The organism is Saccharothrix carnea (assembly GCF_003014735.1).
In the GTDB taxonomy this organism is placed as follows: domain Bacteria; phylum Actinomycetota; class Actinomycetes; order Mycobacteriales; family Pseudonocardiaceae; genus Actinosynnema; species Actinosynnema carneum.
This window is the reverse complement of record NZ_PYAX01000003.1, coordinates 273,308-289,757: the sequence shown is the minus strand read 5'-3', so window position 1 is coordinate 289,757 and position 16,450 is coordinate 273,308. Positions and strand designations below refer to the sequence as shown.

Below are 16,450 nucleotides of genomic sequence, written 5' to 3'. Positions count from 1 at the left end.
CGCGATCAAGCACTTACCGTCCGACATCAACTGGCCCGTACTGCGCCGCATCGGCACCCGGTACGGCGGTGCGGCAACGGCGAAAGGGCAACTACGGTGTCCCGCCATGGCCCCCGTCCCCTCGTGTCCGGCTGAAGCCATTCCCCTGCGCGACTCCGCCACCGCCACCGAACCCACCGTCGACCTCGCCGAGGCCGAGGAGTTCCTCCGCCTCCACCACGCCGAGAACCCCGAGCTCGGCCCCGTCGAACACCGCCTCGCCGAGGTGCACGCCGAGGTCGCGGCCACCGGCACGTACCGCCACACGCCCGACGAGCTGACGTTCGGCGCACGGGTGGCGTGGCGCAACAGCGCGCGCTGCATCGGCCGGCTGTACTGGCGCAGCCTCAAGGTCCGCGACCTGCGCGACCTGCGCGACCCCAAGGAGATCGCGGACGAGTGCGTCGAGCACCTCAAGCTCGCTGCCAACGGCGGCAAGGTCCGCCCGGTGATCAGCGTGTTCGCGCCCGACGAGCCGGGCAGAGCCGCGCCGCGCATCCGCAACGAGCAGCTGATCCGCTACGCGGGCTACGTCGGCTCGGACGGCGGCGTGCTGGGCGACCGGCGCAACGCCGAGCTGACCGAGAAGGCCGTCGACCTGGGCTGGCGACCGCCGGCCCGGCGCGGTCCGTTCGACGTGCTGCCGCTGATCGTGGAACGGGAGGACGCCGAACCGGCGCTGGTCGAGCTGCCGCGCGACGCGGTGCTGGAGGTGTCGATCGGCCACCCCGAGCTGCCGTGGCTGGCCGAGCTGGGGCTGCGCTGGCACGCCGTGCCCGCGATCAGCAACATGCGGCTGCGCATCGGCGGCGTCGACTACCCGGCCGCGCCGTTCAACGGCTGGTACATGGGCACGGAGATCGGCGCCCGCAACTTCGCCGACACCGACCGGTACGACCTGCTGCCGTACCTGGGCAAGCGGATGGGGCTGGACACGTCGTCGGTGCAGACGCTGTGGAAGGACCGCGTGCTGGTCGAGCTGAACCGCGCGGTGCTGCACTCGTTCAACGAGGCGGGCGTGACCATCACCGACCACCACACCGAGTCCGACCGGTTCCTCACGCACATCAAGAAGGAGGAGGCGGCGGGCCGCTCGTGCCCGGCGGACTGGACGTGGATCGTGCCGCCGATGTCCAGCGGCATCACGAGCGTCTTCCACCGGTACTACGACAAGCGCGAGCTGGTGCCCAACTTCTTCCCCGGCGACACCCGAGGTGTGTGCCCCGTGATCCACTGAAGGTCTCAGCAAGACGTATGTACGGTTAACGTTAAAGCTTCCGTGTGGCGTAGATCACCTTCGGCGGTCTAGGGTGACTCTCCGTGAGAGTGGGCATACCCGTCGAGGCGCGGCCCGCTGAGCGCCGCGTAGCCGGTCTACCGGAAACGGTGACCACGCTGATCGGTGCCGGACTCACGGTGGACGTGCAAGCCGGAGCGGGCAGACACGCCCACGCCTCGGATGCCGCCTACCGCGCAGCCGGTGCGAACGTCATCGCCGACCACCCGGCCGGGCAGTCCGACGTGATCGTCTCCGTCCAACCACCGACACCCGAGCAGGCCGCCGCCCTCCGCGAGGGGGACATCACGATCAGCTTCCTGCAGCCGAGCGGTGAGCGGGAGCTGATCGACGTGCTCGTGGCCAACAAGGTCACCGCATTCAGCCTGGACCTGCTACCCAGGGTGACCAGGGCGCAGTCCGTGGACGCCCTGTCGTCGCAGGCCCTGGTGGCGGGCTACCGGGCGGTGATGGAGGCGGCGAGCAGGCTGCCGAAGTTCCTGCCCATGTTCACCACGGCGGCGGGCACGATCCCGCCGGCCAAGGTGCTCGTGCTCGGCGCGGGCGTCGCCGGGTTGCAGGCCATCGCCACGGCACGACGCCTCGGCGCCGTGGTCGAGGCCTACGACGTGCGCGCGGCGGCGAAGGAAGAGGTCAAGAGCCTCGGCGCCCGGTTCCTCGAACTGGACCTCGAAACCCAGCAGGGCGTCTACGCCGAGGCGCAGTCCGAGACGTTCCTGGAACGCCAGCGCGAGCTGATCGCCGAACGCGTCGCCGCCTCCGACGTGGTGATCTCCACCGCCGCCATCCCGGGCCGCAAGGCACCCGTGCTGGTCACCAACGACATGCTCAAGGCCATGCCGCCCGGCTCAGTGGTGGTCGACCTGGCCGCCGAGTCCGGCGGCAACGTCACCGCGAGCAGCCCGGGCGAGGAGATCTGGGTCGGCGAGGTGCTGGTCTACGGCGCGAAGAACATGCCCAGCAGCATGCCCGTGCACGCCAGCAGGCTCTACGCGCGCAACGTGGCCAACCTCCTGATGATGATGACGAAGGACGGCCAGGTCGTCCCGGACCTCACCGACGAGGTGCTGGCCGGCTGCTGCCTCACGCACGCGGGCGAGCTGAGGAGGGAGCTGCCGTGATCGACCTGTTGACGATCTTCGTGCTGGCCGTGTTCGTCGGCTTCGAGGTCGTGTCGAAGGTGTCCACGATCCTGCACACGCCGCTGATGTCCGGCGCGAACGCTATCCACGGCGTGATCCTGGTCGGCGCCATCCTCATCACCGGACGTGCCGAGCACGCGCTGGAGATCACGCTCGGCCTGTTCGCGGTCTTCCTGGCCACGGTCAACGTGGTCGGCGGCTTCGTGGTGACCGACCGGATGCTGGAGATGTTCAAGGGCCACAGAACCGCCAAGCCGGTCAAGAGCGCGGCCAACGGCCACAAGGAGGTGGGGGAGTGAGCCCCACCTGGGTCCAGCTCGCGTACCTGGTCGCCGCGCTGTGCTTCGTGCTCGCGCTCAAGGGCCTGAGCACGCCGAAGTACGCCCGCGCGGGCAACCTGCTCGGCGCGGCGGGCATGGCGCTGGCCGTGGTCACCGCCTACGTCCACGGCGCGGTCCACAACGGGCTGCTGATCCTGCTCGCCGTGGCGGCGGGCGTGGTGGTGGGCATCCCGGCGGCGCGGTCGGTGAAGATGACCGCCATCCCGCAGATGGTGGCGCTGTTCAACGGCGTGGGCGGCGCGGCGGCGGCGCTGGTGGCGTTGACCGAGTTCCTGGCCGTGCCGCACGGCTCGGTGCTGTTCCAGGTCGCCACCGTGCTCACCGTGCTGATCGGCTCGGTCAGCTTCTCCGGCAGCGTGGTCACGTTCCTCAAGCTCCAGGAGATCATGACCACCCGGCCGGTGCTGCTGCCCGCGGGTCAGCTGCTCGGCCTCGGCGTGGCGGCGGTGAGCGCGTTGCTCGCACTGTCGGTCGTGCTGACCGGGAGCAGCGTGCTGCTGGTGCTGCTGGCGTTGGCCGGTCTCGCGCTGGGCGTGCTGTTCGTGCTGCCGGTGGGCGGCGCCGACGTGCCGATCGCGATCTCGCTGCTCAACGCGTTCACCGGCCTGGCCGTCGCCGCGTCGGGTTACGTGCTGGCCAACACCCTGCTGATCGTCGCGGGCACGCTCGTCGGCGCGTCCGGCACGATCCTGACCAGGCTGATGGCCCAGGCCATGGGCCGTCCGCTGACCAACATCCTGTTCGGCGCGTTCAAGGCCACCTCGGTGGCCGCGGCGACCGACGAACAGCGCACCGTGCGCGCCGGCACGGTGGACGACGTGGCCATCATGCTCGGCTACGCCCACTCCGTGCTGGTGGTCCCCGGCTACGGCCTGGCCGTGGCGCAGGGCCAGCACGCGGCGCGGGAACTCGCCCAGGTGCTGGAGCAGCGCGGCGTCACGGTGCACTACGGCATCCACCCGGTCGCGGGCCGGATGCCCGGCCACATGAACGTGCTGCTCGCCGAGGCGGACGTGCCGTACGAGCACCTCAAGGAACTCGACGACGTCAACCCCGGTATCGGCAGCGTCGACGTGGTGCTCGTGGTCGGCGCGAACGACGTGGTCAACCCGGGCGCGCGGGACGAGCCGAGCAGCCCGATCTACGGCATGCCGATCTTCGACGTGGACCGGGCGAAGGCCGTGGTGTTCATGAAGCGCTCGATGCGGCCCGGTTTCGCGGGCGTGGACAACAGCCTGCTCTACAACCCGAAGACCACCATGCTGTTCGGCGACGCCAAGGAGTCGCTGACCAAGCTGCTGGCCGCGGTGAAGCAGGTCTAGGGCGTGGACTTCGATACACGCGCTAGGTGCCGGACAGCTCGTAGGACGGCACGGCGGGCGCGAGGTGGTCGCCGAACGCGGCGTCCACCTCGACCCGCGTCCACCACGCGGCCTGCTCACCGGTCGACAGGTCCGGCACCAGCACGGCCACCCCGGACGACCGGATCAGGGCGACCATCCGCTCCACCGCGGCGTGCAGGAACGACTCGGGCCGCTCGGCGAGCCGGCGCACCACGGACGGGTCGAGCACCAGCGCGTCCACCTGGAGCTCGTCGATCAGCGCCAGCTCGGCCTGCCCGCCGTTGAACCGGGTCAGCCCGGTGGCGATCCCGTTGTCCCGCAACACCTGCGCGTTGTCCTCGCCCATGCCCGCGAGCATCGACCGGGTGTCCAGGAAGATCCGCAGCCGGGACGCGGGCAGCCCGGTCTCGTCCAACGTCCGCTTCACCGTGCGGACCAGGTCCTCGTCGCGGGACTGCATCGGCGACAGCTCGAAGTACAGCACGCCGAAGGACTCCGGTCCGTTCGCGTCGCCCGCGGCCTCGTGCAGCGCCCACTGGCCGACCGCCAGGGACAGCCCGGTCTGTTCGGCCAGCTCCACGCACTCGTCGTGCCCGAGGTCGTCCCAGCGCAGCCGGGCCACGTGCCCGAGCACGCCACCGCCGGCGAGGTCCACCACGGGCTGGTACTCGACCTCGAGCTCGTGGTCGGCCAGCGCGCCGGGCATCCGCGCGGCCCGCGCCTGCCGTTCCCGCGTCGCCTGGTCGGCGTGCCGGTCGTAGGGCAGCCACTGCCGCTTGCCGACCTCCTTGGCCCGGCGCAGGGTCGCGTCGCCCGCGCGCAGGATCTCCGCGACGCCCCACCCGGCGGGCGGCCGGTCGACCACGCCGATCGTCGCGGACAGCGCCACGCCGTTGTCCATCGGCCGCCGCAGCGCCTCGTTGATCCGGTCGACCATGTCGGGCACGGTCGGCGTGCCCGGCGAGTTGTCCACCACGATGCCGAACTCGTCGCCGCCCAGCCGGGCGACCAGCGCGACCTCGTCCTCCACCAGGGCTTCGAGCCGATGGCCGACCTCGATGAGCAGGCGGTCGCCGACCGCGTGGCCGAGGCCGTTGTTGACCAGCGAGAACGCGTCCAGGCCGAGGTGGTAGAGCGTGATGCCGGCGCGGGACGTGCCGTGCAGCGCCTCCAGCCGGGTGGCGAAGCGCTGCCGGTTGGACAGGCCGGTGAGCGAGTCGTGCAGGAGCTGGAAGTCCAGGTTCTTCTGCAGCAGGTGCAGTTCGCTGACGTCCTCGGCCATGGTCACGTGGTACGCGGGCTCGCCGTCCGCGTCACGCAGCAACGACACCGCCAGGTGCACCCACACCGGCTCGCCGTCCTCGCGCAGCAGCCGCCGCTGCTCGCGGATCCGCGCCACCCGACCGGAGCCGACCGCGCGGTACGTGGTCGCGAGCGCGTCGGTGTCCGCCGGGTCGAACAGCTCGACCAGCCGCCGCCCGGTCAGCTCGCCGCGGTCGCGGCCGATCATCTCGGCCAGCGCCTCGTTCACCTCGACGCACCGGCCGTCCAGGTCGGTGATCGCGATGCCGAACGCGGAGGAGTCGAACACCTCGCGGAACCTGGCCTCGCTGACCTTGAGCACGCGTTCGGCCCGCAGCTTGGCCGTCAGCAGGGCGCGCTTGACCTCTTCCTGCTGGTCGAACGCGTCCAGCCGCATCGCGGTGGCGAAGCCGGTGCTCACGCTGCCCAGGATCGCGACGACCTTCTCCGCCAACTGCGGCACGTCCCGCAGTTCGGGGCTGAACAGCAGGGCGTGCCCGAGCACGCCCACAGTGCGCTGCAACGTCTCCGGGCCGGTGAAGTGCGCCCGCACCAGCCGGTGGCCGACCACGTCCACCGGTTCGACGGCGAACGGCTCGGCCTGGATCGCGTCGGCGATCACGTCCACCAGCCCGAGCAGGAACGACTCGATCTCGGCCGGTGACAGCGGCACGTAAGCGGTCGGGTAGACCGCGCGCATCCACTCGCGCGCGATGTCCTGCCGCCGGGTCCTGCCGGGTAGTGACGTGTCGTTCACCTCTTGCGACCCACCCCGGCGAAGATGCCCGCGCGCTCGGCGTCCTCCTCGACGGCACCCTCCTCCGGCCGCCACCGCGGCAGCGGTACCACCCCGGGCTCGACCAGCTCGAAGCCGTCGAACAACGCCGTGATCTCGTCGTGCGTGCGGGGGTACATCGGGTTCGCGCTGTCGCGCATCACCGCCACCACCCCGGCCATCTCCTCGGGTTGCAGGTCGGAGGTGAACTGCGACAGGGCCAGGTGACTGCCCGGCGGCACGGCGTCGCGGTACGCGGCGACCACGCCCGCCGGGTCGCGCTCGGGCGGCACGAAGTGGAACACCCCCACGGCGAGCACGCCGACCGGCTCGGTGAGGTCGATCAGGCCGGTGTCCCGGACGCCCGCGAGCACCGCGTCCGGCTCGGTCAGGTCCTCTTGCAGGATGGTCGACCGGTCGTCGTCCGCCAGGATCATCCGGCTGTGCGCGACCGCCACGTCCTCGAAGTCCACGTAGACGACGCGGGACCCGGGCGTGGCCCGCTGCGCGATCTCGTGCACGTTGCCCACGGTCGGGATGCCCGAGCCGAGGTCGACGAACTGCCGCACACCGGCGTCGACCAGGTGCAGCACGGCCCGGCGCAGGAACGCGCGGTTGAGGCGGGCGATGGTGCGGGCGTTGGGCTGGGCGAGGAGGAACCGCTCGGCGAGTTCGCGGTCGACCGCGAAGTTGTGCCCGCCGCCGAGCAGGTAGTCGTAGAGCCGTGCGGCGCTGGGCAGCCCGGTGTCGACGTCGTCGGGGACCCAGCCCAACCGATCCGCCACTGATCCTCACCCGTGTGTGTGCCGGCCCGGGGCTTCGCCCCGCCGGGGCGAGATTACTGATTCTCCTCCGGTCGGGGCAGGGAACGGGGCCGCTTGTCCCCGATCGGCGTACAGACGAGCAGCGAAGTGATCACGGCCAGTACCCCGAATGCCACGCTGAGTCCCCACCGCGCGTGGACGAACAGCGGTACCGCCACGCCCAACGCGGTGCCGAGCGCCCGCGCGAGGTTCACCAGCCCGCCACCCGATCCGGCGTCACCGCGCGGGAGTGCACCGAGCACGGCCGCGTTGTTGGCCGGGGTGAAGAGGCCGAGCCCGAGGCCCAGCGCGACCAGCGCGACCGGGTGAACCTGCCAGGCGAGCACGCCGCAGGCCACTGTGGACAGTGCCGCGCCGGTCCGAGGTACTTGCCACGGCAACGCCGCGCCGAGCGCGAACCCGGCCGGCAGCGCGGTGAGCAGCAACCCCGTCGCGAACGGGCCGAGGTCGGACGTGAACGGCACCAGGACCAGAGGGCCGAACAGCACCAGGTACCCGCCCGACGCGCCGAGCAGCCCGCCCTTGACCCGGCGCACCAGCGGTTCGCGCCACACGTACCCGGCGCCCGCGGGCAGTGCGAGCAGCAGGAGGAACGGGCTCGCACCGGACAGCACCAGCAGCAACGCGGTGGTGGCCGTGGCCAGCAGCACCACGGCGAGACCGTCGACCCGCCCGGCGCCGCGCTCGTGCGTGCGCGGCAACAGGAAGTGGCCCGCGACCAGGGCGACGACGCCGACCGGCACGTTGACAAGGAACACCCACTGCCACCCGAACGCCTCGACCAGCAGGCCGCCGACCGTGGGCCCGAGCGCCAGCCCCAGCGCCTGCGCGGTGGCCTGCACGCCCAACGCCCGGCGCGCCCGGTCCCGCGGCACGGCCGCCACCACCAGCGCCACGCTGTTGGCCTGCAACATCGCCGCGCCCAACGCCTGCACCACCCGGAACGCGATCAGCACGTCCAGGTCCCGGGCCAGCGCGCACGCCACCGAGGCGCCGGTGAACACCACGAACCCGTACAGGTAGACGAGTTTCCGGCCGCGCCGGTCCGACCACCTGCCGATCGGCGCGACGAACGCGGCCAGCGTCAACAGGTAGGCCAGCGACACCCACTCGGGTGACGTGTCGAAATCGTCCCGCAATGCGGGCAGGGCGAGTGTGACGACGCTCGCGTCGAACTGGCCGAGGAACGCGCCGAGGCACACCGTCGCCACGGCCAGCCAGGGCGCACCGGCCCAGGTCGCGACCCGCCGCGGCCGGGGCGACTCCACCACCAACCAGCGCAGGGAGCGATTCATCGGCTCCAGAGTATCTCGGTCTCCGACATATCGCGACCCAGTACCATTCGCGCATGTCAGACGAGGCACGCTCGCTCACCGACGTGGTCACGAGGCTCCGCCGAGCACTGCGCACGAGCATCCGGTCGGAATGGCCGTGGGACTCGCTGCCGATGGCGCAGATCGAGTTGCTCCAGACGCTCGCCGAGCGTCCGCCGATGCGCGTGGGCGACCTCGCGGCCGAGCTGCGGCTGGCGCCGAACACGGTCAGCGGGCTCGTCGGCCAGCTGATCGAGAACGGCCTGGTCGAACGGGGCGGCGACCCCAGCGACCGCCGCGTGGCCCGGCTCTCCGTGACGCCGCAGGGGCACGAGCAGCTGGCCGTCTGGCAAGCGGCGCACGAGAAGCGCATCGGGTCGGCGCTGGACAAGCTCGACCCCGGTGAGCGCGCCGACGTGGTCCGCGCCCTGGCCGCCCTGGACCACCTGGTCGACCACCTGCGTGCGCACTGAGGTCCGGACCGTCGCGGCCGTCGCCCTCGGTGGCGGCATCGGCGGCGTGGCGCGCTACGGCTTGTCGGCGTTGGTGCCCGGCGCCTGGGGCACGCTCGTGGTCAACGTCGTGGGCTGCGCGCTGATCGGTGTGCTGATGGTCCTCGTGCCGCGCCTGCACCCGTTGGCCGGGCCGTTCCTCGGCGTCGGCGTGCTGGGCGGCTTCACCACGTTCTCGGGCTACGCCCTGGACGCGGTGCGGCTGGGCGGCGTCACCGCGTTCGCGTACCTGCTCGGGACGCTGGTCCTGGCGCTGGGCGCGACCTTCGCCGCGATGGCCGTGACCCGCCGGGTGGCGCCGTGATCGTGGCTCTGGTCTTCGTCGGCGCCGCGGTGGGCGCCGCGCTGCGCTACGTGACCGCGCGGCTGGTCCGCCGGACGTTCCCGTTCCCCTGGGCCACCTTCGCGGTGAACGTCGTCGGCTCGTTCGTCCTCGGCTGCGTGGCCGGAGCGTCACCGGAGCTGCGGGCACTGGTCGGCGCGGGCCTGTGCGGCGGCCTCACCACCTACAGCACGTTCAGCTTCGAGACGCTCCGGCTGACCGAACTCGGCCGCCACGGGCAAGCGTTCGCCAACGTCGCCGCCGGCCTCACCGCCGGCCTGGCCGCCGCCGCCCTCGGTTACGCCCTCAGTCGTTAGCCGCCAACCTGCCCAGCACCTCCGGCAGGTCGCCGGTGTGCACGACGCCGAGCCGTTGCGTGGCCCGGGTCAGCGCCACGTACAGGTCGCTCGCCCCGCGCGGTGACTCGGTCAGGATGCCCGCCGGGTCCACCACCAGCACCGAGTCGAACTCCAGGCCCTTCGCGTCCGTGACGCCGAGCACGACCACCTGCGCGTCGAGGTCGTCCGAAGCACCCGGCACGGTGGCGCGCAGCGACGCGACCGACGCCGCGGGCACGATCACCGCCAGCTTGCCGTCCCCGATCGCCGAGACCTCCTTGTCCACCACCGGGGGCAGCGCCTCGGCCGGCGACGGCACCCGCAGGCTCCACGGCGCGAACCCGCTGTCGCGCACCGACGTCGGCGGCACCAGGTCCGGGTCGACCGACGCCAGCACGTCCGCCGCCACCGCCATGATCTCCGACGGCGTCCGGTAGTTGACCGTCAGCTCGGTGAGCTTCCAGCGGTCCATCACGTACGGCGACAGCACCTCGTGCCAGGACGAGGCGCCCGCGATGTCGCCGGTCTGCGCGATGTCGCCGACCACGGTCATCGACTTCGACGGGCACCGGCGCATCAGCGTCCGCCACGCCATCGGCGACAGCTCCTGAGCCTCGTCCACGATCACGTGCCCGAACGTCCACGTCCGGTCCGCCGCCGCGCGCTCGGCCGCCGTCTCGTAGCGCTCCGCGCCGTGCCGCTCGGCCAGCCGGTAGGCGTCGACCAGGTCGGTCGCCATCAGGATGTCCGGGTCGGCGTCGTCCTCCAGGTCGAGGATGTCCAGCACGCCCTGGGCGTAGTCGATCGCCTGCCGCCGCTGCCGCTCGGCCCGCGCCTTGGCCTCGGTGTCGTCCTCGCCGAGCAGTTCCGCCGCCTCGTCCAGCAGCGGCACGTCGGCGGGCGTCCACTCGGTGCCGCGCGGACGGGCCAGCAGTTCGCGCTCGGCGGGGGAGAACTTCGGCGTGGCCTTGGCGATCAGCTTCGGCGACGCGTACAGGTCCTCCAGCAGCCGCTGGGGCGACAGCGTCGGCCACAGCTTCTCGATCGCGGCCTGCACGGCGGGGTCCTCGCGCAGCTCGCGCCGGATGTCGTCGATGTCGGCCTGGTCCAGCAGGTGGCGGCCCAGCCGTGACACCGCCTGCGAGGCCAGCGTGGAGATGATCTCCCGCTGGAACGTGCGCCGCGCCTCGTTGTGCGGGCGCCTGGTGCGCCGCGCCCGGCCGCGGGCGTCGCTGATCGCCCGCCGGTCCAGCCGCAGCACGTCACCGTCGAACGGCACCTCGACCAGGCTCGGCGCCTCCTGCCGGTCCCGGATCGCGTGCGCCACCACGTCGGCCATCTCGATGCGGCCCTTGAGCGCGGCCACCTCGGCGGGTTCGCGGCCGACCGCGGTGAGGCCGGGGAACAGCTCGCCCACAGTGGACAGCAGCACGCCCGTCTCGCCCAGCGACGGCAGCACCTGCCCGATGTAGCGCAGGAACGTCGCGTTCGGACCGACCACCAGCACGCCGCGCTTGGCCAGCTGCCGCCGGTGCGTGTAGAGCAGGTACGCGGCGCGGTGCAGCGCGACCGCCGTCTTGCCCGTGCCCGGACCGCCCTGCACGACGACCACGCCGTTCAGCTCGGTGCGGATGATCTTGTCCTGCTCGGCCTGGATGGTCGCGACGATGTCGCCCATCTGGCCGGTGCGGCTCGCGTTCACCGCGGCCAGCAGGGTGGCCTCACCGGTCAGGCCCTCGGACGGGCGGGCCGGGTCGACCGAGTTGATGTCCAGCACCTCGTCGTCGAAACCGACGACCTTGCGCTGCTTGGTCCGCAGGTGCCTGCGCCGGCGCACGCCGTCCGGGGCGGCGGCGGTGGCCAGGTAGAACGGGCGGGCGGCGGGCGCGCGCCAGTCCATCAGCAGCGGCTCGTACTCCTTGTCCTCGTCGAACAAGCCGATCCGGCCGATGTAGAACCGGTCGTCGGTGTCGAAGTCGAGCCGGCCGAAGCACAACCCGTTCTCCACCGCGCTGTACTGCGCCAACTGGTCGGAGTACATGGCCACCGAGGTGTCCCGCTCGGAGCGCATCTGGTGCGTTCCGCCGGTTTGCCGCAGCGCCCCGGCCAGGCGCTTCGAGCTCTGTTCGCGGAGGTCGTCCAGCCTGCCGTACAGCATCGACACGTATTCCTGCTCCGACTCGGTTTCCGCGAGCCGGAGGTCATCGGAGGGGCTTGACAACGTGCCTCATTTCTGGATAGCGTGTTTTATCAGCCTGTGTCGCATTGCGGCTGACGGTTTCTAGCGGGCAGAGTTCTGCGCCCGTCCTGCGCAGAACGTCTAATCTACTACACGCTCTTGGCGCCCGTGCGTGAACAATCGCACCGCCCGCTGCCCCACCCCGTGACGTGCGAAGGCCGCCGCCGAGCGGGTGCTCGACGGCGGCCTGGTCGGTCCGCGGTGCCCGGCTACAACCGGTCGGCGACGATGCCGCCGATCGCCTCCATGCCGTTCGCGTTCGGGTGCAGCGGCGCGGCCGGACCCTTCGCCGACACGCCCTCGAACCACCTGGTCCGCGCCGACGCGCACGCGTCCCGGCCCACGCTCGGCGGCGCGATGTCCACGAACTCGGCGCCGTGCGCGGCCGCTTCCCGCTCGAACAGCGCGTTGAGCCGGTGGATGGTGCCCTGGAGGTAGTCGGCGTCCCGCGCCCAGATCGGCTGGTCGGGGTAGCAGCCGCCGGGCCGGATGTAGGTGCCGTAGCCGACGACCACGATCCGCGCCCCGGGCGCGCGGGCCGAGATCAGGTCGAGGGCGGCGGCGAACTCGGCGGCGTAGGCGTCGACCCGTTCGGCGAGCTGGTCCCGGCCGCCGGCGGTGAGCCGGTCGCGGCACGACGTGCCCGCCGGTTCGGGCAGCAGGTTGACGCAGCTCAGGGCCGTGCGGACGAGGTCGATGTCGTTGCCGCCGATGGTCAGCGTGACCAGGTCGGTCTCCGGGCTCAGCGCGTCGGCCTGGGGCTCGTGCGCGTCCTTGATGGTCTCCTGGGGCGTGACCAGGTTCTCGGTGACCGCGCCGGAGCACGTCATGTCCACCAACTGCGCCCCGATCCGCTTCGCCAGCACGGCCGGCCAGTTGCGCGTCGAGCGCAGGCAGCCCGGGTCCTCCGGGTCCTGCTGCGGGATGAGCGGACCGGCGGCGGCGGAGTCGCCGAGCGCGACGTACTCGACGTCCGGCTCGGCGGTCGCCGCGCCGGTGGTCCAGGTGATCGACAACGCCGCCAGCAACGCCGGTAGCAGCCTGCGCACGAGCGCCTCCTCTACGTGATCGGGTGGGTTCGCTGGACATGATGTCGGCTGCGCGTCCCCGAGGTGGCGGTGAGCCGCGCGGATCACCCAGGAGAGTGGGCGGTACGCGGCGTGAGGACCCGACCACCCGATGAGCGGCTCTACGAAGGCACGCGGGTGAATCGGGATCACGGGGCCGGACCGCTCCGGCACGCTGGGAGCCGTGAAGGAGAAGCGCCGGGAGCTGGCGAGGCTGTGCCGCATCGCGGTGGACCGGCCGAAGTGGCAGCTCGGGTTCGCGGCGGTCGTCTCGACGTGGTCGCTGGCGTGGGTGGTCGGCCAGGCGTTCGGCGCGCCGAGCCCGCTGGACGTGCTGCCGGTGCGCTGGGCGGGCCTGCCGACCGGCTGGATCGAGGCGACGCGTGCCTGGTTCGACGGGCGCACCGGCTTCCTGGCCGTCCCGGGCGGTCTGCTGTGGGCCATGACGAGCCCGGGGCGGCAGGCGTCGGCGTTGGTCGGGTGGCTCGCGGTGATGGCGGCGGCCGAGGACGTCGGCTACGTCGCGGTGCGGTGGGCGCTGCTCGCGCTCGCGGTCTTCCTCGCGGTGATGGGGCTGGTGTCGCTCACCGGGCGGCGGGCGTTCGTGGTGGACCGGGTCGCGGTCATCCCTCGGGACGTGGCCCGCGCGGGTGCGACGGCGGTGGCCCTGTCGGCGGTGGTGCCGCTGGTCGCGCCGGGGCTGGTGCTGGCCCGGCTGGTCGGCCCCTACGTGACTCGGCCACCGCGCCGCCGACCGGGGCCGCCGATCGTCGGCGTTGCTGCCGCCGAACGGTCGCCGGTCGGCGGCGCGGTCGGCGAAACACCCGGTGAACTGCCGAAACCGGTCCCGGCGCAGCGCGGATCACGATGACGGGTCGGATTTCGGGATCGGCGTCGGGCCACGGCGGATCAGTGAGGGTAGCCAAATAGTTTTGCCCCCCAACAATCAGAACACCGAAAGCTGAGCGGACCTCACATCACATTCCGGAATCGCCTGTTTGGGCTTACCGGTCCGTATCCATCAAGATGTGCCCGTGCCAGAAAATCCCGCCGAAAACCGCTTAGCCAAGGTGATGCGTCGTCAGCCCGTTCAGCAGCGCGGCGCCGCGACGGTGTCCGCGATTGTCGATGCCTGTGCGACGCTGCTCAACGACTACGACTACGACGACATCACCACCGCCCGGATCGTCGAGCTAGCCGGCGTGCCAATTGGATCGTTCTACCAATACTTCCCGGACAAGCGTTCCGTTGTGCACGCGTTGGCGTTGCGCGGCATGGAGGAGTACCTGGGTCGGGTCGAAACGCTGTTCACCGAGGGTCGGCTCGCCGAGGACTGGCGGGAGGCGGTGCAGCAGGTCGTCGGCGTCTACCTGCGGATGCTGGTCGAGTTCCCCGGTTTCGGGCGGGTGCGGTTCAGCGACCTGCTCGACGGCCACCGCCTCGACGCCTCCGTCGACCAGTACGAGCTGATGGCCGAACGGCTGCGCGACCTGTTCGTGAGTCGTTTCGCGGTGCGCGGCGACGCACCGGTCACGTTGACGTTCCGGATGGCCGCCCAGACCGCCGACGCGATGTTCAAGCTGGCTGAACGAGTCGAACCCGACGAGCGCCCGGTGGTACTCCGCACCGCCGACGGCGTGATCTTGAAGATGTTGGCCGGGGTGTTCGACCCCGCGTGACTTGCCGCGCCGGTCCGGGTGGTGTGGGGTGGACCGGTGAGCGACGACTTCGACGTGATCGTGATCGGCGGCGGCCCGGTGGGCGAGAACGCCGCCGCCCGGACCGCCGCCGGTGGGCTGCGGACCGCGTTGGTGGAAGCCGAACGAGTCGGCGGTGAGTGCTCGTACTGGGCCTGCATGCCGAGCAAGGCGTTGCTGCGCCCCGGCCACGCGCTCGCCGCCGCCCGCCGGGTGCCGGGCGTGCCGGTCGGGGCACGCCTGGACCCGGTGGAGGTGTTGAAGCGCCGCAACAGCTTCACCTCCGACTGGGACGACGCGGGCCAGGTCGAGTGGGCCGAGGGTGCCGGGTTGACCGTGGTGCGCGGACGTGGGCGACTGGTGGGTGAACGCCGGGTCGACGTGGACGGGCGCGTGCTGACCGCGACCAAGGCGGTCGTGGTGTGCACGGGCAGCGTGCCGCGCGTCCCGTCGCTGCCCGGCCTGTCGGACGTGCCGTACTGGACGTCCCGCGAGGCGACCTCCGCGCAGGAGGTGCCCGAGTCGTTGGTGGTGCTGGGCGGCGGCGTGGTCGGCGTCGAGATGGCGCAGGCGTGGGCCCGGCTGGGTTCGCGGGTCACGCTGGTCGTGTCGGGCGAGCGGCCGCTGCCGAAGTTCGAGGCGTTCGCGGGTGACCTGGTCGCCGAGGGCTTGCGGGAGGACGGCGTCCGGTTGGTCACGGGCGTCAAGGCGGTCGGTGTGTCCACTTCGGACGGCGACGCGTCGTTGAAGCTGTCGGACGACAGTGAGGTGTCCGGCAAGCACTTGCTGATCGCGACCGGACGGCAGCCCGCGACGTTCGACCTCGGCGTGGAGCGGTTCGGCTTCACGGCGGGCGAGGCGCTGGAGGTGGACGACACCGGTCGGGTGTCCGGAGTGGACTGGCTGTACGCGGCGGGCGACGTCACGGGCCGCGCGTTGCTGACCCACCAGGGCAAGTACGCCGCGCGGGCGGTCGGCACGGCGATCGTCACCGGCGCCACCGACCCCCAGCCGTGGACCGCGCCCGTCGCCACGGCCGACCACACGGCCGTGCCGCAGGTGGTGTTCACCGATCCCGAGGTGGCGTCGGTCGGGTGGACCGAGGCGCAGGCCCGCGAGGCGGGGCTGGAGATCCGGGTGATCGACCTCGACATCGCGGTGGCCGGGTCGTCCCTGCACGCGGACGGGTACCGGGGCAAGGCGCGGATGATCGTGGACGAGCGCAAGCGCACGCTCGTCGGCGTCACGTTCGCGGGTCCCGATGTCGCCGAGCTGATCCACGCGGCCACGATCGCGATCGTGGGCGAGGTGACGGTGGACCGGTTGTGGCACGCCGTTCCGGCGTACCCCACCATCAGTGAGGTGTGGTTGAGGCTGCTCGAGGCCTATGGCCTCTGACGCTCTGTACACCACGCGTCAGCACATCGTGCACACTTTCCGCCGACTGCCGTATCCACCGTGGGGCCAGAGAGACTCTTAACCTCAAAATGCGGCTTCAGCTCATTACACTGCGGGTGTGACCAGGGGAACTGTGGCTCTCGCGATCGGCGCGGTGCTGTGGTGCGCCTTCGTCATCGCGTCCACGTTCCTGCCCGGCGGCCCTTCCTGGCCGCCGGTCGCGGTGTACCTGCCGGGGTTCCTGATCGTGCCCGTCGTGCTGCACACGTTGTTCCGCGCGCGTTCCAACGCGTTGCTGTGCCTGGCCCACGTGCCGAAATCGGTGTTGCTCGTCGGATTCGCGATCGCCGTCGGCGGGTGGTTGTTCTCGTTCGGCGCGATCGCGGGCAAGCCCGGCACCGAGACGCTGTGCGCGGTGGCCGGGCTGGTGATCGTGCTGCACGTGGCGTTCGGGTTGATCGGTGTCGGCATGGTGCGCACCGGGCGTTGAGGTCCGCGCCC

General features: G+C 71.7%; 16 protein-coding genes. 11 read left to right on the top strand and 5 right to left on the bottom strand.

Annotated features, from left to right (window positions below):
* Nucleotides 1-106 precede the first annotated feature (106 nt).
* The 4 genes from B0I31_RS09620 to B0I31_RS09605 all read left to right on the top strand — a co-directional run bounded on the left by B0I31_RS09620 (nucleotide 107) and on the right by B0I31_RS09605 (nucleotide 4,141).
* A complete protein-coding gene (locus B0I31_RS09620) occupies nucleotides 107-1,276 on the top strand; it encodes a nitric oxide synthase oxygenase (RefSeq protein WP_106614986.1) in 1,170 nt (389 codons plus the stop codon).
* An 83-nt stretch (nucleotides 1,277-1,359) separates the two neighbouring features.
* Nucleotides 1,360-2,457: a Re/Si-specific NAD(P)(+) transhydrogenase subunit alpha gene (locus tag B0I31_RS09615; RefSeq protein WP_106614985.1), complete on the top strand. Its 1,098-nt coding sequence runs from the start codon at nucleotides 1,360-1,362 to the stop codon at nucleotides 2,455-2,457.
* Nucleotides 2,454-2,777 carry an NAD(P) transhydrogenase subunit alpha part 2 gene (locus tag B0I31_RS09610; RefSeq protein ID WP_425444355.1) on the top strand — a complete coding sequence of 108 codons (324 nt, stop codon included), beginning with the start codon at nucleotides 2,454-2,456 and terminating at the stop codon, nucleotides 2,775-2,777. The genes B0I31_RS09615 and B0I31_RS09610 overlap by 4 nt, the downstream gene beginning before the upstream one ends.
* Nucleotides 2,774-4,141 carry an NAD(P)(+) transhydrogenase (Re/Si-specific) subunit beta gene (locus B0I31_RS09605; protein WP_106614983.1) on the top strand — a complete coding sequence of 456 codons (1,368 nt, stop codon included), beginning with the start codon at nucleotides 2,774-2,776 and terminating at the stop codon, nucleotides 4,139-4,141. The genes B0I31_RS09610 and B0I31_RS09605 overlap by 4 nt, the downstream gene beginning before the upstream one ends.
* Nucleotides 4,142-4,163: 22 nt before the next feature.
* On the opposite strand, the gene B0I31_RS09600 is transcribed toward B0I31_RS09605, so the two are convergent.
* The 3 genes from B0I31_RS09600 to B0I31_RS09590 are packed head-to-tail and all read right to left on the bottom strand — an operon-like array spanning nucleotide 4,164 to nucleotide 8,358.
* The gene (locus B0I31_RS09600; RefSeq protein ID WP_245949777.1) at nucleotides 4,164-6,221 is read right to left on the bottom strand and encodes an EAL domain-containing protein; all 2,058 of its coding nucleotides are present in this window, start codon (nucleotides 6,219-6,221) and stop codon (nucleotides 4,164-4,166) included.
* Nucleotides 6,218-7,024, bottom strand: coding sequence for an SAM-dependent methyltransferase (locus tag B0I31_RS09595; RefSeq protein ID WP_106614982.1), 807 nt, complete (start codon nucleotides 7,022-7,024; stop codon nucleotides 6,218-6,220). The genes B0I31_RS09600 and B0I31_RS09595 overlap by 4 nt, the downstream gene beginning before the upstream one ends.
* A 53-nt stretch (nucleotides 7,025-7,077) precedes the next feature.
* On the bottom strand, nucleotides 7,078-8,358 hold the full coding sequence (locus B0I31_RS09590; protein ID WP_106614981.1) for an MFS transporter: 1,281 nt from the start codon (nucleotides 8,356-8,358) through the stop codon (nucleotides 7,078-7,080).
* A gap of 53 nt (nucleotides 8,359-8,411) precedes the next feature.
* Between B0I31_RS09590 and B0I31_RS09585 the strand changes: the two genes are divergently transcribed.
* Genes B0I31_RS09585 through crcB form a run of 3 tightly spaced genes read left to right on the top strand, consistent with a single transcriptional unit; the run spans nucleotide 8,412 to nucleotide 9,527 of the window.
* Complete coding sequence (locus tag B0I31_RS09585; RefSeq protein ID WP_106614980.1) at nucleotides 8,412-8,849, top strand: MarR family winged helix-turn-helix transcriptional regulator; 438 nt, start codon at nucleotides 8,412-8,414, stop codon at nucleotides 8,847-8,849.
* Nucleotides 8,839-9,192 carry a fluoride efflux transporter FluC gene (locus B0I31_RS09580; RefSeq protein WP_219910651.1) on the top strand — a complete coding sequence of 118 codons (354 nt, stop codon included), beginning with the start codon at nucleotides 8,839-8,841 and terminating at the stop codon, nucleotides 9,190-9,192. The genes B0I31_RS09585 and B0I31_RS09580 overlap by 11 nt, the downstream gene beginning before the upstream one ends.
* Nucleotides 9,189-9,527, top strand: a complete 339-nt coding sequence (gene crcB, locus B0I31_RS09575) for a fluoride efflux transporter CrcB (protein WP_106614978.1) — start codon at nucleotides 9,189-9,191, stop codon at nucleotides 9,525-9,527. Before B0I31_RS09580 ends, crcB begins: the two co-directional genes overlap by 4 nt.
* Here crcB and B0I31_RS09570 read toward each other — a convergent pair.
* Nucleotides 9,517-11,769 (bottom strand): HelD family protein, encoded by a 2,253-nt coding sequence (locus tag B0I31_RS09570; RefSeq protein WP_106614977.1) that lies wholly within the window; start codon nucleotides 11,767-11,769, stop codon nucleotides 9,517-9,519. The two genes, crcB and B0I31_RS09570, sit on opposite strands and share 11 nt — an antisense overlap.
* A gap of 227 nt (nucleotides 11,770-11,996) precedes the next feature.
* Nucleotides 11,997-12,836, bottom strand: a complete 840-nt coding sequence (locus B0I31_RS09565) for an SGNH/GDSL hydrolase family protein (protein WP_245949776.1) — start codon at nucleotides 12,834-12,836, stop codon at nucleotides 11,997-11,999.
* A gap of 202 nt (nucleotides 12,837-13,038) precedes the next feature.
* Here B0I31_RS09565 and B0I31_RS09560 point away from each other — a divergent pair, with 202 nt between their 5' ends.
* The 4 genes from B0I31_RS09560 to B0I31_RS09545 all read left to right on the top strand — a co-directional run bounded on the left by B0I31_RS09560 (nucleotide 13,039) and on the right by B0I31_RS09545 (nucleotide 16,439).
* Complete coding sequence (locus tag B0I31_RS09560) at nucleotides 13,039-13,725, top strand: hypothetical protein (RefSeq protein WP_146173790.1); 687 nt, start codon at nucleotides 13,039-13,041, stop codon at nucleotides 13,723-13,725.
* Between the two features lie 127 nt (nucleotides 13,726-13,852).
* The gene (locus B0I31_RS09555) at nucleotides 13,853-14,533 is read left to right on the top strand and encodes a TetR/AcrR family transcriptional regulator (RefSeq protein ID WP_245949775.1); all 681 of its coding nucleotides are present in this window, start codon (nucleotides 13,853-13,855) and stop codon (nucleotides 14,531-14,533) included.
* Nucleotides 14,534-14,587: 54 nt separating this feature from the next.
* On the top strand, nucleotides 14,588-15,949 hold the full coding sequence (locus tag B0I31_RS09550) for a dihydrolipoyl dehydrogenase family protein (protein WP_106615399.1): 1,362 nt from the start codon (nucleotides 14,588-14,590) through the stop codon (nucleotides 15,947-15,949).
* Nucleotides 15,950-16,067: 118 nt separating this feature from the next.
* Nucleotides 16,068-16,439, top strand: a complete 372-nt coding sequence (locus B0I31_RS09545) for a hypothetical protein (protein WP_106614973.1) — start codon at nucleotides 16,068-16,070, stop codon at nucleotides 16,437-16,439.
* Nucleotides 16,440-16,450 lie beyond the last annotated feature (11 nt).